Annotated in this window: 9 protein-coding genes; 2 read left to right on the top strand and 7 right to left on the bottom strand. The window is 70.5% G+C overall.

The genetic code is table 11. The features are described 5' to 3' along the window. Positions 1-120: 120 nt before the first annotated feature. From AB0J16_RS25820 to AB0J16_RS25850, 7 genes are read right to left on the bottom strand one after another with little or no spacing between them, the layout of a single operon-like run. On the bottom strand, positions 121-2,859 hold the full coding sequence (locus tag AB0J16_RS25820) for a hypothetical protein (protein ID WP_358544034.1): 2,739 nt from the start codon (positions 2,857-2,859) through the stop codon (positions 121-123). Then, positions 2,859-5,114 (bottom strand): glycoside hydrolase family 3 N-terminal domain-containing protein, encoded by a 2,256-nt coding sequence (locus AB0J16_RS25825; protein ID WP_358544036.1) that lies wholly within the window; start codon positions 5,112-5,114, stop codon positions 2,859-2,861. Before AB0J16_RS25825 ends, AB0J16_RS25820 begins: the two co-directional genes overlap by 1 nt. A 46-nt stretch (positions 5,115-5,160) precedes the next feature. Beyond that, positions 5,161-6,462, bottom strand: coding sequence for a glycosyl hydrolase (locus AB0J16_RS25830; RefSeq protein WP_358544039.1), 1,302 nt, complete (start codon positions 6,460-6,462; stop codon positions 5,161-5,163). A 1-nt stretch (position 6,463) separates the two neighbouring features. Further along, positions 6,464-7,312, bottom strand: a complete 849-nt coding sequence (locus AB0J16_RS25835; protein WP_358544042.1) for a carbohydrate ABC transporter permease — start codon at positions 7,310-7,312, stop codon at positions 6,464-6,466. After that, positions 7,312-8,241 (bottom strand): sugar ABC transporter permease, encoded by a 930-nt coding sequence (locus tag AB0J16_RS25840; RefSeq protein WP_358544044.1) that lies wholly within the window; start codon positions 8,239-8,241, stop codon positions 7,312-7,314. The genes AB0J16_RS25835 and AB0J16_RS25840 overlap by 1 nt, the downstream gene beginning before the upstream one ends. Next, entirely contained in the window at positions 8,238-9,530 is a 1,293-nt protein-coding gene (locus tag AB0J16_RS25845) for a sugar ABC transporter substrate-binding protein (RefSeq protein WP_358544046.1), read from the bottom strand. Before AB0J16_RS25845 ends, AB0J16_RS25840 begins: the two co-directional genes overlap by 4 nt. Continuing rightward, positions 9,527-12,652 (bottom strand): glycoside hydrolase family 38 C-terminal domain-containing protein, encoded by a 3,126-nt coding sequence (locus AB0J16_RS25850; RefSeq protein ID WP_358544049.1) that lies wholly within the window; start codon positions 12,650-12,652, stop codon positions 9,527-9,529. The genes AB0J16_RS25845 and AB0J16_RS25850 overlap by 4 nt, the downstream gene beginning before the upstream one ends. Before the next feature lie 139 nt (positions 12,653-12,791). Here AB0J16_RS25850 and AB0J16_RS25855 point away from each other — a divergent pair, with 139 nt between their 5' ends. Both AB0J16_RS25855 and AB0J16_RS25860 read left to right on the top strand, forming a co-directional pair. Then, a complete protein-coding gene (locus AB0J16_RS25855) occupies positions 12,792-13,892 on the top strand; it encodes a LacI family DNA-binding transcriptional regulator (RefSeq protein ID WP_358544051.1) in 1,101 nt (366 codons plus the stop codon). Next, entirely contained in the window at positions 13,889-15,850 is a 1,962-nt protein-coding gene (locus AB0J16_RS25860; RefSeq protein WP_358544053.1) for a beta-N-acetylglucosaminidase domain-containing protein, read from the top strand. Before AB0J16_RS25855 ends, AB0J16_RS25860 begins: the two co-directional genes overlap by 4 nt. The last annotated feature ends 9 nt before the right edge of the window (positions 15,851-15,859 follow it).

Below are 15,859 nucleotides of genomic sequence, written 5' to 3' on the forward strand. Positions count from 1 at the left end.
ACACCAACACCGCTTGGCCCCGGCCGCCCGCACTTGGGGGCGGTCGGGGCGCCACGGCAGCCCCCCGGGCGCCGCCAAATCGGGGGGGGGGCCCCCCCGCGGGCCCCCACGCCTTGGTGATCAGTTGCCGCGAAGCACCGTCGTGGCCTTGTTGCCGGCGTAGTCCTCCAGGATGGCGACCACCTTGCTGGCGGCGCCGGACATCGTCACCGTCTCGGCGGCACGCGTGGTGCGGCCACGGATGATGTACGGCTTGGCGCCCGAGCCGTAGGTCGTCGTGAACGACTTCGCCTGGCCGTCCTCAAGGATGGTCAGGGTGTGCCAGTCCGGAAGCGTCGGCCGGGAGAAGGTGAAGGTGTTCCCGTTGATCGCCACCGCCGACGCCGGGTAGGGGCTGATCTCGGTGTCGGCGAACGTCCCGCGTACCCCGGTGACCGTGCCCGTTCCCGACCGCAGGGTCAGGAGGTAGCCGTCGCCGTTGACGGGTACGCCGGTCAGCGTCGTGGTCGAGCTCGTTCCGGGGACTTCGACCTCCTTGGTGTACGGATGCGCGGTGTCGAGGCTTGTGACCTTCAGCGTGATCGGCTGCCCGCTCGCCGGAGGCGTCCAGGTGGCCGTCAGCGTGCCGTCCGGCTTCGCCGCCGCCTGCGCCTTGCTCGGCGCCGTGGACAGGTTGAACGACGTGCTCGCGGCCGGGCTCTCTGACCCGTCCGGACCGACCGCCACCAGCTTGATCGTGCCCGAGGTGGCCGTGAAGCGCTTGACGTAGTAGACGTCGTCGTAGGCGCCACCGAGGTAGGTGTCGTCCAGGTAGACGTCGTAGCGGCGTACCTTGTCGTAGGCGGAGCGCTTCCAGGACAGGAACAGTTCGCCGGTCGCGGGGAGCAGCTCGGTGATGCGCAGGTCCTGCGGCGCGGCGGGGGTGTGGTTCGTGCCGTCGCGCAGGGCCAGTGCGCCGAGGTTGACCTGGTATCCCGGGATGGGGCGGGCGCCGGCGGCGACGACCAGGCCGAGCGCGGCCACCTTCTGACCGGCGTACGCCGACAGGTCGGCCGACCGGGTCGTCCAGCCTGTAGTGTGCCGGCCCGAGCCGGTCAGCGGGAGCTGGATCACCTTGGCTGTGCTCATGGTCGCGCTCCCTACGGGCCCGGCCTGGTCACGCAAGCTACCGCTGCCGAGCCCTACTCGCCGCTCCGGGTCGGAGGCGAGGACGAGGCCAAGCCGGAGTTCGGAATCGTCGCTGGCCGACGGCTTGTTGTAGGTCAGGTCCAGGGTCGAGCGCTTGTTGATCCGCAGGTCCGTCTTGTAGAGACGCACGGTGTTGTCGCTGTCGAGGTTCCCGCTGAGGACGAGGGAGCTGCCGCCGTTGTAGGCGCCGATCTTCTGGTAGGAGAACCGGCTCGCCGGTGTGTACGCGGGGCCGTAGTCGAAGTCGGCGCTGAGCGGCGTTCCGGCCGCGTCCACCCACCACTGCCAGGTCACCGGGATGTCCTGGAGGTTGATGTTGCCCCACTCCTGCTGATTGGACAGCCGGCCCTTGGTCCAGGTGGACAGGCCGTGGCCGGTGTTGAAGGAGGTGGCGAACGTGGTGCCGCCGATGACGGAGCGTTCGGCGACGTACTTGGAGATTCCCTTCCAGGTGCCCTCCGGCGTGGTGGTGCCGGCTGAGGAGCCGGTCCACCAGCGGCGTTCCCGGTCGAAGACGTCCCGCTGGGCGGCGTCGTCGGTCTTGTTCGCGTAGTCGGAGGAGACGAAGTCGGCGCCGAGGGTGGCGATGGCGTTCATCGGCGCGCCGTTGGCGTCGAGGTTGTCATCGAGGTTGTACGGCTGATTGAACTGGTACTGCCCGGCCTCGACACCGGCGAAGACGCTCTTGCGGGAGTCCAGGCCCAGGCCGGCGGCGTAGCTCTTGGAGTTGGTGAGCTTGGTCCTGTTCCACCAGTAATTGAGGAAGATGGAGTCGGACACGTCGCCGAGTTTCGCGTCACGCACGAACGGGCCGTTGACCGCGTTGAACTCGTTCTGGTACGAAATGGCGCCGGTGGAGTTGTCGATGGAGTCGTACCACTGCACGTACAGGCTGCCCGCGCGCAGTTGCCGCAGGAACTCCTTGTACGCCGGGATGTCGGCCGGCGCGACCCGCGCCTCCTGGTTGATGAAGTAGCCGTCGAAGCCGTAGAACTTGGCCGTCTGGATCAGCTTGGCGGCGACGGGGAAACCGCCGTCGGCGTCACGGACCAGGAGCTCGTTGTAGGTCTGGTCGCCGCGGTCATTGTCGGAGAAGAAGAGGCAGCCCAGCGAGCGCACCCCGTTCGCGTGGGCCGCGTTGGTGTATCCGGGGTTCGGCAGGTTGAGCATCCCGAACTCGAACCACTTCTCGCGCCAGTCCTTGGTCGGGTCGTAGTAGCTCGTCGGCACCCCCTCGGTGGGCATGCCGTGCCAGGAGCCGTAGAAGTCGGCGTACTGCCAGTAGGAGAACAGGTACTGGCTGAACTCGTTGGTGTAGGGGTGGCTTTCGAAGAAGGCGTTGCCGTAGTCGCCCGCCAAGGTGAGCTGCTGGGTGGCGGCGGGCAGCGCCGGGTCGCGTTGCGTGGCGGCGTTGGCGGCGTTGCGCTTCTGGAGCGGCACCTTGGCGCGTAGGAGCTCGGCGTGGGCGTCGTCGGCGGGGTTCCAGCGCAGCAGGTCGGTGACGGAGTAGCCGTGCTGGTACGGCTGGTTGGCACCGACCGCGCTGTCGCCCGTCCAGGGCAGCGTGTCGCTGGCGGCGGCACCGCCGGCGGCGAGCACGACGGCGAGCATGGCGGCCAGGGCGGCGGTGCCCGCACGGGTCGTCGCCCGTCTGCGATGTGATCGGGCCATCACAACTCCTCACTGTCGGGAATGGGCTCGGCCGCTCCGGAGTGGATGGCGGCCTGGGGGTGACTGAATGGTCGGATGGTCGCGTGCAGGTCTTCGACGTACAGGTCGGTGACGGCCCGGTCCGTCGCGCCCTCGGCGAAGCAGCGCGCCGCGGGCAGGTTCCAGATGACGGTGGTACGGGCGCCCGGCGGGACGGTGACCCGGCGGAAGGCGAGCAGTTCGCGGAGGCGAGGCAACGCGATGCCTCCGGTACGCCGCCCGAACACCGGCACGACGACCTCTGCTTCGTGGACCTCGGCTTCGGTGGCGTCAGGGTTGACGACCTCGACGCTGACCTCGACCGTGTCCGCGTGCGCCGTCGCGGTCAGGCGGTCGAACCTGATGGGCCGGTAGCGCAGGCCGGAGCCGAAGGGAAAGAGCACCGGGTCCGGGGCGTCCTGGTAGACGCCGTGGGCCGGGTGCCGGTCGTTGTGGCGTACCGGTATGGCCCCCGGATGGCGTGGCGCGGTGAACGGTAGGCGGCCGACCGGCTCGTAGCCGCCGAGCAGCGCGTCGACGATCGCGTGGCCGCCGTGCGGACCGGGGTAGCCGGCCCACAGCATGGCGTCGGTATGGGCCAGTACGCCAGTGAGCACGTGCGGCCGACCGGCGATGACGACGGCCACCACGGGGCAGCCCGCCTGCGCGCGGACGGCGGCGACCAGGTCGTCCTGACCGCCGGGCAGGGTTATGTCGGCCAGGTCGACGCCCTCCCCGGCGGTCGCGACGGCCGCTGTGCCGGTGATCGCCCCGTTGGCGGCGAAGTCCTCCGCGTACGTGCGGTGGCTCGTCCCGCCGAGCGCCAGGATCACGACGTCGGCGCCGCTCAACTCGGCCGCCGTGGGTGCTCCGGAGGCGCACACCACCTCGGCGTCCGGTATCGCCTGCCGCAGTGCCAGATCCAGTCCGGCAGCCGAGCTTGCGGGCAGCGGCGGTACGTAGTCGCCCAGCAGGGCGGTGACGTCGCGGGCGTTCGGACCGGCGAGAACGACCTTGGTCAGGGTCCGCCGGTCGAGGGGCAGGAGGTTGTCGGCGTTGTGGAGCAGGACCAGCGACTGCCGGGCCAGACGACGCGAGAGGCCGTCGGCGGCCCCCAAGGTGAGCTTTTCACGACCGGTCTCGGGTGGGCGATCGGCGAGCAGGCCGACACGCTGCTTGAGTGTGAGCACTCGGCGGCAGGCGTTGTCGACCAGCTCAGCCACTCGCGGATCCTCGCGGGCAGCCTGCTCCAGCAGGCCGAAGGAGTCGTCCCAGAGCGACAGATCCACCCCGGCCTCGATCGCGGCCACCGCGGCGGTCGTCGCGTCGCCCGTCATCGCGATGAGTCGATCCACGGCCAGGCCGTCGGCCATGACGATCCCGTCGAAACCGCACTCGGCCCGCAGAAAGCCGGTGAGGAGGTCGCGGTTGGCGCAGCACGGCACCCCGTCGATGTCGTTGTAGGCCGCCATGAACCCCATGGCCCCGGCCTCCACCGCGGCCCGGACGGCCGGGAGGTGCAGCTCGCGCAGGTCGCGGGGGCCGATGACGGCGGATTGGCCGTTGCGCCCGCCGACGGCCTCGCCTTGGGCGGCCAGATGCTTGAGGACGATCGCGACCCCGCCGCGACCCACCGCGCCGCGATCGCTGCCCTGCATGCCGATCACCAGCGCCCTGGTGAGCTCCGCCGCCAGCAGCGGATCCTCTCCGAAGCACTCCTCCGCCCGGCCCCAGCGCGGGTCGCGCAGCAGGTCGAGCGCGGACACCAGGGCCAGGTGCACCCCGCTGGCCGCGAGCTCGGCCGCGACGGCGGCCGCGGCCTCGGCCAGCAGCTCCGGGTCCCAGCCCGCGGCCACCGCGAGGTTGGTGGGCAGCAGCGTCCCGCCCAGCGCCTGGTGACCGTGCGGGGCCTCTTCCGACAGCAGCACCCCGATGCGGTGGTCGCCGGCCCGCGACACCTCGTCCTGGACGAGGGCCGCGACCTCGGCGCGTTCCTCCGGCCGGATCCCGTCGGCCCACGAGCGGCCCGACCAGGCGTCGGCGCGGAAGACCCCGTACAGCGCGCCGAGCCCGCCCCACCGGTCGAGCTCGGCGCGGGCGCGGTCGGTGATCCTGAACCCGCCTCGGGGAGCCCGCTCGACGGCCTGCCAGCCGAAAAGGCGCTGGTTGAGCTGCCCAACCTTCTCCCGCAGGGTCAACTCGGAGAGCAGCCGCTCCACGGGCCCGGCGCTCCGCATGCGCGGCTCCACAGGCCCGGCGCTCCGCACACCTGGCTCGACGGGTTCAGCGTTCCGCATGTGCGGCCGTCCGGTTGAGTACCTCCACGTCGCTGACGGAGCTGTAGAACGTGCGCCCCGTCGGCTCGGCGTGGACGAGCCGTTCGACGCCGCGAGCCCGCAGCGCCGACGGGTCGCCCGCGACCGTGGAGGTGACCAGAGTGGGACGGGCTCCGGCGCGGGCGCGGCCCATCCAGGTCTCGAAGACCCCGCCGCCGGGCGACAGCTCCGCCCGGGACACGGGAACGTCCTCGGAGTCGACCGGTACGACAACGGCCTCCCGCCGTGGGGAAGGCCGCGGCCGGTTCCGCAGTTCGGCGGCCAGTTCGGCGATGCGCCGGCCGATCGGCTTGACGGTGGCGTCGGCGTCAATCAGGCCGAGGCTGTACTCCAGGCCGGGGAAGTCGGCCAGCCGGCGTTCCACGTCGTGCGAACACCACCACGTGACGCCCCACAGGGCGTCGCTGTCGGCCGCCGCGCGCACAGTCGCCTCACAGAAGTCCGGCGCCTGGTCCTCGGTGAGGTGGTTGAGCGGCGCGCCGACCTCCTGCAACCACACCGGGCGGGCCGGGTCGAGGGCGAAGGCGCGCGACAGCTCGATGAGGTACGCGGCGTGGCTGACGCTCTCGTGGGACATCGCGCCGTACCCCTGCGCCGTGCCGTTGAAGATCCACGAGTGGATCACGCTCATCTGGCCGTGCCGGGCGGAGTGCGCGGGGGTGAAGGCGTGACCGTCGGCGTACCAGACGGCATCGTATTCGGCGTTGAGCCGGAAATGGCGCCGGTCGCGCGGGCCATCGCCGTGCAGCGCCCGGAGCCAGGCCGTGACCTGCCGCGCGGTGGCCGGCATCGGGCTCGGGTGCAGGGCGGAGGTGAACTGGTTGACCTCGTTGCCCAGGGTCAGGCCGAGGAAGTTGGGCAGGTCGTACAGGTGCCCGTCAAGCGCCTCGACCAGGTCGGCCTGCGCGGCGATGGCGTCGAGGTCGGTGAACATGCTGCGCCGATGCCAGTCCGTCAGCCAGCTCGGCACGAAGTCGAACCCCGACAGGTGGCCCTGCAGGACGTCCACGCTGGCGTCGAGGCCGGCCTCGCCGGCGATCTCCACGACGCGGCGCACGTCGTCGAGGGCGCGGCGGCGGATCAGCGTCCGGTTCGGCTGCAGAACGGGCCACAGCGGCATGACCCGGACATGATCCAGGCCGAGACCGGCCAATGCCTCCATGTCGCGCCGGGTGACCGCCCAGTCCGGATCCAGCCAGGAGTAGAACCAGTCCCGAGAAGGCGTGTAGTTGACCCCGAATCTCAGCATTTCACCCTTTCAAGCCTCCCGCTTCGAGCCCGCGGAAGAAGTAGCGCTGCAACATGGCGAAGAACGTGACGATGGGCACCAAGGCGATGATCGTGCCGGCCGCGATGAGGCGTGGATCGTCGTAGAAGGTGCCGCGCAGGCGGTTCAGTCCGACGGTGAGGGTGTAGTTGTCCTCGTCGGACAGCACGATGAGGGGCCACAGGAAGTCGTTCCACGAGCCGACGAAGGCGAAGATCGCCACGACCGTGATGACGCCCTTGACCTGGGGAACGGAGACGCGGATGAACCGCTGCCAGGCGTTGGCGCCGTCGATGACGGCCGCCTCGTCGAATTCGGCGGGCAGGTTGGCGAACGCGTTGCGCATCAGCAGGACGTTCAGCGCGGCCACGATCGTCGGCAGGACGACACCCAGCAGGGTGTTGGCCAGGCCGGCACCCCTGACCAGCAGGAACTGGGAGATGAGGACGGTCTCGGCCGGGACGAGCAGGGCCGCGACGAAGATCCCGGCCGCCACCCCGCGCCCGCGGAAACGCAGCTTGCCCAGGGCGTAGCCGGCGCAGGTGGCCCCCACCACGTTGCCCGCGACGGCCATGGCGGCCACCATCAGGGAGTTGACCAGGTAATGGGGTACGGGGATGCGGTCGAGCACCGTGGCGAAGTTCGCCAGCGTGGGATGGCCGGGGATCAGCTCGGGCGGCCGGGCGTACAAGTCGTCGCCGGCGCCCTTGAGCGACAGCGAGAGCTGCCAGATCAGGGGACCGGCCAGCAGCACGGCCATCAGGATGAGGATCAGGTAGCGGCCGACGAGGCCCGGCGAGACGCGCCGCCGTCCGGCGGCGGGGGTGGGCATCAGACGGTCCTCTGCTTGCGCTGCATGACGAGCTGCGCGATCAGCAGCGCGCCGAGGATGACGGACATGACCAGGCTGATCGCGCCGGCGTATCCGGTACGCGCCTGCAGGCCGGTGCCTTCGCGCTGGATGAGCATGGTCATCGTGAGATCGCCGCCGCCCACCCCTCCGGTGCCGTCGGTGAGCACATAGATCTCGCCGAAGACCCGGAAGGCCGCCACGGAGGACAGGACGCCGATGAGCGCCATCGTCGAGCGCACGCCGGGAACGGTGACGTGCAGGAAGGTACGCACCGGGCCGGCGCCGTCCATCGCCGCCGCGTCGTACAGGCTCGGGTCGATGTTCGCCAGCGCGGCCAGATAGATGACCATGTAGTAGCCCAGGCCCGTCCACACGGTGACGAACATCGCGCTGAACAGCAGCAGCCAGCGGTCGGTGAGGAACGGCACCGGCTGGGCGACCATCTTGAGCGTGCCGAGCAGCTCGTTCACCAGGCCCTGCTTGTCGAGCAGGTTCGTCCAGATCAAGCCGACGATCACCGGCGACATGATCACCGGCAGGTACATGGTGGTGCGGAAGAACCCCATGAGCCGCCCGGCGCCACTGAGCAGCGAGGCCAGGACGAGAGGCAGGACCACCATGAACGGCACGACGCACACCACGTACAGGCTGGAGTTCAGCAGCGCGGTGCCGAACCGCTCGTCCTCGAACATCCGCCGGAAGTTGTCCAGCCCGACGAAGTCCCCCGGCCGCAGCAGCATCGAGTCCGTGAACGCCAGCCGCAGCGTGTTCACGAACGGCACGAGGACCAGGACAACGACGACGGCCAGCCCCGGCAGCAGGAACAGCCACGGAGTCGCCCGCCACCGGTGGGTGGCCAGAGCGGTGTCCCCGCCGCGTGGCGGGGACGCCTGGTGCTTGGTCGTCATCCGTGCGAGGCCAGCCGGTCGTTGGAGTACTTCACCGACGCGTCCAGCGCCTCTTTCACCGTCTTCTTGCCCAGCAGCGCCTGGGCGATCTGCTCGCGCAGGGTCTCGGCGTCGGTCGAGCCGGAGAACGCCGGGGGCCACCACACGATCGCCTTCTTGACCTGGGCGGCGCTCTCCAGCCGCACCTTCGTGGCGGGGTCGCCGTCGTCCTTGGTGAAGTACTCGTCGTCCATCGACCCAGCCGACGAGGGGAACACCGACGCCTTCTTGCCGAAGGCGAGCTGGTTGGCGGGGTTGGTCACGTACTTGGCGAAAGCCATGGCCAGCGGCTGGTTCTTGCCGGTGGCGTTCACGACGAGCGACTCGATGTACATGTTGGGCGCGGCGGTGCTGATCCGCGGCCCGATCCCGAGATTCTTGTAGATGTCGGGCGCGGTGTCCTTCAGGTCGTTGAGCGTGTACGAGCTGCCCGACAGGTACGCCAGCCGCCCGGCCTTGAACTCCTCCACCTCCTTGGTCTGGAGGTTGTTCAGCGACTCCTGGGTCAGGCCCCGGCCGGCGTACAGCTTCTTGTAGCGCTCGACGAACTCCACGCCCTTGGCGTCGTTGTAGGTGAACTGCTTGCCCGCGGCGTCCATGAGGGGCACGCCGTACTCGCCGAAGTTCTCGATGGCCGGCATCCTGACGATCATCGACACGTCCGTGCAGTTCTTGGCCATGGTCTCGGCCTGGGTGAACAGCTCGTCATAGGTGGCGGGCAGCTTCTCCGGGTCCAGGCCGCACTTCTTGAACAGCGCCTTGTTGAAGAACGACGGCCCGGTGTTCAGGTACCACGGGTAACCGAAGGTCCCACCGCCCAAGCCGCTGAACGTCATCGCCTGCCACGCCTTGTCCAGGAACAGGCCCTTGGCCTGGGGGTCGGCCTTGTTGAGGTCGAGCAGGACCCCCGCCTGGGCCAGGGTGTAGGCGGCCTCGGGGCCCATGTCGACGACGTCGGGGAGCGCCCCCGCCGCGGCGTCGGCGGACAGCTTGTCCTGGTAGCCCTCGGCGGGCTGGTCCACCCACTTGATGTCGGTGCCCGGATTGGCCTTCTCGAAGGCGGCGATGAGCTCGGTGAAGTAGGGCGTGAACTTGTCGTTCTTCAGGTTCCAGGTCTGGAACGCGATCGATCCCGACAGCTTCCCGTCCGACGCCTTCTGCGTCGTGTCACCGCCGCCACACCCGGACAGCAGCAGCGATCCCAGGGCGAGCGCCGCGACGCCGGTCCAGCCTCTTCCGATTCTGGTCATTGGGGGTCCTCCTTAGGTGATGCGTGAGGGGCGATCCGCAGGGTCGCCACCTGGAAGGGGCCGAGCTCCAGCCGGGCCTCGCTCACGGGACCGCGTCCCTGGGCCAGTGCCACGGGCAACAGGTCCTCGTCGCCGCCGGGCTCGCGTTCGCCGCCGAGCTCACGTTCCTCGCCGAGCTCGCGTTCGAGCAGGTCGGTCTCCCACAGGACGGCTCCCGTGGCGAGTTCCTCGTGGCAGTGCAGCCGGGCGCTCGCCCGTCCGCCCCGCGTCTCGTACACCCGTACGACCAGGTCCCCGGAGCCGTCGTCGGCCAGCTTCACCCAGTCGATGAGCGCGTGCCCGGTGAGCGGCTCCAGCCGTACCAGCGGCGACAGCCGTGACAGCCCGGCGATGTCGGGCGCGTTGAACGCGTAGGCGGCCTCGGCCGCGGCGGGCACGTCCGCGCCGGGCAGCACCGCCCAGCGGAAGGCATGGGTGCCCATGTCGGCGCGGGGGTCGGGGAAGCGGGCGCTCCGCAGCAGGGACAGCCGGACCACGGTGGAGTCGCCGTCGGCGCGGGCGTCGGCTCCGTACATCGAGTCGTTGAGGACCGCGACACCGAAGTCACCGTCGCCCACCTGGACGTAGCGGTGCATCGCCGCCTCGAACATCGCCTCCTCGGTCGCGGTGTTCGACAGCAGCGGACGTTCGACGTATCCGTACTGGGTCTCGAACCGCGCGGTCCGCGCCATGACCCGCACCGGGACGGCCACCTTCAGCAGGCGTTCGCGCTCCTGCCAGTCGACGGCGCACTCGGTCTCGAACCGCCCGGTGCCGGCGCGCAGCCACATGGTCAGCGTGATCGTCGACGTGCCGGCCCGCCGGACCACCTCCACCCCGGCGTCGGGCCCGTCGCGGACCACTCTGCGGCTGGTGACCTGGTCGAGCACCTGGGGGTGGCGCAGCGTGTGCCGGTCCACGTCCCAGGCGTCCCAGCGCACCGGCTCGTCACGGAAGAGCTGCAGCTCGTTGAGGCGCCGGCCGGGCGGGACGACTTCCCGGCCGCCGCGCAGGTCGAGGAGCGAGGTGACGTGGCCGTCGTCGCCGATCACGACCCGCAGCAGGCCGTCCTCCAGTACGGTGCCGCCGTCGTCGGTGACCTCGACGGCGCGCTCGTCCGGTTCCGCTGTGGCGAACGGGGGGAGCGCACTCCGAACAGAGCCGCCTTCACCGTCGCCCAGTGCCGCGCTCGCCTGCTTGATCAGGTCGTTCAGCCGTTCCTCGACCGCCCGATAGGTGTCGCGGGCCTCGCGGTGCACCCAGGCGATCGAGGTGCCCGGGAGGATGTCGTGGAACTGGTGCAGCAGCACTGTGCGCCAGATGTCGTCCAGGTCCGCGTGCGGATAGGGCGCCCCGCGCAGTGCGCTCGCCGCCGCGCTGAGATATTCCGCCGCCCGCAGCAGCGACTCGCAGCGCCGGTTGTGCCGCTTCATGGCCGCCTGCGAGGTCAGGGTGCCCCGGTGCAGCTCCAGGTAGAGCTCGCCACGGTAGACAGGCTCCAGCGGCCCGGCATCACGCAGTTCGGCCTCGGCCTCCTGGAAGAACTCCGCCGGAGACCTGGAGGTCACGCGGGGCGCGCCTTCCAGATCGGCGAAGCGGCGCAGCCGCTCGGCCATCTCCCTGGTGGGTCCGCCGCCTCCGTCGCCGTACCCGTAGGGCAGCAGCGAATGGGAGGCGATCGCCTTGTCCTTGAAGGTGGTGACGGCATGGCGGAGTTCGGCGGCGGTCACCTCGGCGGCGTACGTCTCCGCGGGCGGGAAGTGGGTGAAGATCCGCGTGCCGTCGATGCCCTCCCACCAGAAGGAGTGGTGCGGGAAGACCGTGGTGTCGTTCCAGGAGATCTTCTGGGTCAGGAACCAGCGGGACCCGGCCCGGCGGGCCAGCTGCGGCAGGGCGCCCGAGTAGCCGAACGAGTCAGGCAGCCACATCTCCCGTGGTTCCCGGCCGAATCGGTCAATGAAGTACCTCTTGCCGTAGGTCAGCTGGCGCACCATGGACTCGCCGGTGGGAATGACGCCGTCCGCCTCGACCCACATGCCGCCGACCGGTACGAACCGGCCCTGCTCGACATGACGCCGCACCCTCTCGAACAGCTGCGGATAATGCTCTTCGAGCCAGCTGAAGTGCTGCGCCGCCGACATCGTGTAGACCAGCGAGGGGTCCGCGTCGAGCAGGGCGAGCGCGTTGGAGACCGTACGGGCGAGCTTGCGCACCGTCTCGCGCAGCGGCCACAGCCACGCCGTGTCCATGTGCGCGTGCCCGACGGCGGTGATCCGGTGGGCGCTGGCGTGCGCCGGCGCGGCCAGGAGCGGGGCGAGGATCGCGCGCGCCCGCCGCGCGCCGGCCTCGGCGTCCGCCTCGTCGTAGGCGTCCAGCGCCTCCTCTATCGCGCGCAGCAGCCGCCAGTGACGCGGCTCGTCCGGGCTCAGCTCGGCGGCGAGCCCGCCGGCGACGTCCAGGTCACAGCTCAGGGCGTGGATCTCGGCCGAGTACGCGGCGACCTCCGCGCGGCGCAGCCTGAACTGCTCGAACGGCTCCTCCGCCTGCTTCTCCCCCAGCTCGGTGACGACGAACGGCGGCAACCCGAGCAGCAGGGGGTTCGCCGCCGCCTCGACGTAGAGCAGGAACGCGCCATCGGCGTCGAGCACACCGGGGACGGCTCCGTCACCCCGTAACCGGATGGCGGACTGCCGGGGGTGCAGGCCCTTGACGATCGTGCCGTCCGGGGTGAAGACCAGGCCCTCGCAGTGACCGCCCACGGAGTGGTCGAACCAGCCCAGGTCGAGCACGAGGTCGACGGGGGTGTCCCCCTGCGGTCCGACCGTGCCCCGAATCCGGAACCAGGTCGTCGACCACGCCTCCCCCCAGGCCGCGCCCAGCGGGAAGGGGCGGTAGCCGGGAGGGGTGCGGCCGGGGTCGCGGGCCAGCCCGAGGGCATGCCGGGCACTCACCGGCTCCCCGTCGTCCGCGACCGTCCATGCCTCGACGTCGACACCCGACAGCCGGGTGTGTGTCCGGGACAGGATCCGTTCGCGCTTCACGCGGGCGAGCCGCTCAAGCGTGCGGCTGAGGTGGTTGTGCATCTCGTACCTCTCCGTAGCGGAGATATGACAATATGCCTGATACGTTTTAGTTGTCCTGAGTGACCGCAGACTAATACGTTTGAGTCCCCAAGGTCACCGGGGAGGATCGTCTCGTTTGCGTAACGACGATGGAGGAGCGATGCCGCCGAAAGATGAGGTTCCGTCGCAGGACGCCGCCGCTTCATCGGACCCTCCCGCGGCGCCGGCCCGGCTGCGGAGCACCGACATCGCGCGGCTGGCGGGCGTCTCCGTCTCGGCGGTGTCGCTGGCGTTCAACGCCCGTCCGGGCATCAGCGACGCGACGCGCAAGCGCATCCTCGACGTCGCCGAGGAGCTCAACTGGCGCCCGCACCGGGCCGCGCGCGCCCTCAAGGGGGCCAACAACGACGCGGTCGGCATCGTCATCGCACGTCCGGCCCGCACGCTGGGCGTCGAGCCGTTCTTCGCGCATGTCCTGTCCGGCCTGCAGTCCCGCCTGTCCAACGAGGGCATCGCCACGCAACTCCTCATCGTCGAGGACACCCAGGCGGAGGTGGCCGTCTATCGCCGCTGGGCCGCCGAGTACCGGGTCGACGGGCTCGTGCTCTTCGACCTCGCGGTGGACGACGTACGGCCACGGCTCGTCGCCGACCTCCGCATCCCCGCCGTCGTCCTGGGCGGCCACGGGGCCCCCTTGCCGCTGAGCAGCGTCTGGGTCGACGACCACGCGGCGATGACGCGCGTCCTCGCCTACCTCGCCGGGCTCGGCCACCGGCACATCGGCCACGTCAGCGGCATCCCCTCCTACCAGCACACGCGACGCCGCCTCCAGGCCATCGCCGACGGGCGCGAGACGCTCGGCATCGACATCGTGAGCGTGGCGACCGACTACTCCGACACCCAAGGCGCCTCGGCCACGCGCCGACTGCTGGCGTCGAGCCCTCCGTGCACGGCGATCATCTACGACAGCGACGTCATGGCGGCTGCGGGTCTGGGCGTGGCTACCGAGCTGGCCGTACGGGTTCCCGGTGACGTCTCCATCGTGTCCTTCGACGACTCCATCCTCACCCAACTGCCGCACCCCTCGATCACCGCGCTCACTCGCGACACGTTCGCGCTCGGCACGCTCACCGCGACCGAACTGCTCCACGTGATGGCCGAGCGTCCTGAGCCCCGTGCGGTGCAGGCTCCCACCCCCGACCTCGTGCTACGCGCCAGCACCGCCCCTCCAGCCGACACAGACGAATGGAGAGTTCCGTGAGAAGTCGCAAGATCACCCCCACCGCGGTCCTCGCACTGGCCGCGACCCTGTGCGCCGGGGTGCTCCTGCCCATCCCCGCGGCCTATTCCGCGCCGGTTCCGAGCGGCTCCTTACCCTCGGTGTCGCCGACCCCGCAGTCGCTGAGCGGCATCGGCGCGGCCGCCGTCGTCACCAGCCGGGTGCTCGTGATCGCCGACGACCAGACCGACCCCGCCGCCCGCGACCGCCTCGTACGGGAACTCAAGGCACACGGCGCCGGCCGGGTGGACATCATCGCCCCTGACCGGACCCCCACGGCCGGCCTGCTCACCGTGCGCCTCGGCCCCGCGGCACGCCCGGACATCGCGCGGGCGCTCGGCGACGCGGTCGTGCCCGACAAAGCCGAGGGATACGCGTTACGGGTCTCCGGCGGCCGGTCGCGCCAGATCGCTCTCGGCGGCAGGGACGCGGCGGGCCAGTTCTATGCCGTACAGACGCTGCGCCAGTTGTTCGTCCCCGCCAGCGACGGCTGGACGGTGGCGGGGGTCCAGGTCAGCGACTTCCCGTCCATGCCGCTGCGCGGCACCATCGAGGGCTTCTACGGTGCGCCGTGGACACACGCCGAACGCCTCGACCAGATGAACTTCTACGGCGACGTCAAGGCCAACACCTACATCTACGCCCCCAAGGACGATCCCTACCACCGCGACAAGTGGCGCGACCCCTACCCGGCGGCCAAGCTCGCCGAACTGGGCGAGCTGGTGACCAGGGCCGCCGCGAACCATGTCCGCTTCACCTTCGCGCTGTCCCCGGGCGTGTCGATCTGCTACTCCGACCAGGCGGACCGCGACACCCTCAAGCGGAAGCTGCAGGCGCTCTACGACCTGGGCGCCAGGGCGTTCTCCATCCCGCTGGACGACATCAGCTACACCAGCTGGAACTGCGCGGCGGACGAGGCCGCCTACGGTACGGCCGGACGCACCGCCGCGGCGAAGGCCCAGGTCGATCTGCTCAACGACCTGCAGCGGAACTTCATCGCCACCCACGAGGGCGCTCAGCGGCTGCAGATGGTGCCCACCGAGTACGGCGATCTGACCGACACCACGTACAAGCAGACCATGCGGGCCTCCCTCGATCCCGCGATCGAGGTGATGTGGACCGGCACCGACACCGTGCCTCCAGAGATCACCAACGCGCAGGCCGAGAAGGCGGCGGAGCTGTTCGGCCGCAAGGTGTTCGTCTGGGACAACTACCCGGTCAACGACTACGGCAACGCCAGCGGCCGGCTGCTCCTGGCCCCCTACGACAAGCGTGAGGGCGGCCTGGCCGCGCACCTGTCCGGCATCGTGGCCAACCCGATGAACCAGCCGTACGCGAGCAAGGTCGCGGTCTTCGGCGCCGCGGACTTCACCTGGAACGACAGAGCGTACGACGCGAGGAAGAGCTGGCCGCGCGCGATGGCCTATCTCGCCGGCGGCGACAAGGCGGCCACTGAGGCCCTGCTGGTCTTCGGCGACCTGGAGCACGTGGCGCCGACCTTCGGCGGCACCCCTTGGCAGCCCCAGGCACCCGAGCTCGCCGCGCGGGTGGCCGAGTTCTGGCGGGCATGGGACGGCGGGCGGCCCGCCGACGCGATCGCCGCGCTGCGTCCGTACGCGAAGGCCATCGCCACGGCGCCGGCCACCATCCGCGGCGGGTCGGTGCAGAAGGGCTTCACCGATGACGCCGCGTCATGGCTGACCGCCACCGAGCTGTGGGGCAGGGCGATGGTGACCACGCTGGACGCGCTCCAGGCTCGGCAGGCCGGAGACGAGACCAAGGCCGCCGCGTTGCTCGCCGAGTCGCGTGAGTCGCAGCGGCAGGCCCGCGCGATCCGGGTCAGCCCGCCGCGCAACCGCTGGGGCGCGGCCCAGCCTCAGGTCGGCGACGGGGTGCTCGACGTCTTCCTGACCGACGCCGAGACCCGGTTGCAGGGGTGACGCGGGTCA

The organism is Nonomuraea sp. NPDC049750 (genome assembly GCF_040659625.1).
GTDB lineage: Bacteria > Actinomycetota > Actinomycetes > Streptosporangiales > Streptosporangiaceae > Nonomuraea.

What these genes read in the sequence shown, in the direction of transcription:
- AB0J16_RS25820 (WP_358544034.1), bottom strand. Translation starts at nt 2,859, where the DNA reads ATGGCCCGATCACATCGCAGACGGGCGACGACCCGTGCGGGCACCGCC.
- AB0J16_RS25825 (WP_358544036.1), bottom strand. Translation starts at nt 5,114, where the DNA reads ATGCGGAGCGCCGGGCCCGTGGAGCGGCTGCTCTCCGAGTTGACCCTG.
- AB0J16_RS25830 (WP_358544039.1), bottom strand. Translation starts at nt 6,462, where the DNA reads ATGCTGAGATTCGGGGTCAACTACACGCCTTCTCGGGACTGGTTCTAC.
- AB0J16_RS25835 (WP_358544042.1), bottom strand. Translation starts at nt 7,312, where the DNA reads ATGCCCACCCCCGCCGCCGGACGGCGGCGCGTCTCGCCGGGCCTCGTC.
- AB0J16_RS25840 (WP_358544044.1), bottom strand. Translation starts at nt 8,241, where the DNA reads ATGACGACCAAGCACCAGGCGTCCCCGCCACGCGGCGGGGACACCGCT.
- AB0J16_RS25845 (WP_358544046.1), bottom strand. Translation starts at nt 9,530, where the DNA reads ATGACCAGAATCGGAAGAGGCTGGACCGGCGTCGCGGCGCTCGCCCTG.
- AB0J16_RS25850 (WP_358544049.1), bottom strand. Translation starts at nt 12,652, where the DNA reads ATGCACAACCACCTCAGCCGCACGCTTGAGCGGCTCGCCCGCGTGAAG.
- AB0J16_RS25855 (WP_358544051.1), top strand. Translation starts at nt 12,792, where the DNA reads ATGCCGCCGAAAGATGAGGTTCCGTCGCAGGACGCCGCCGCTTCATCG.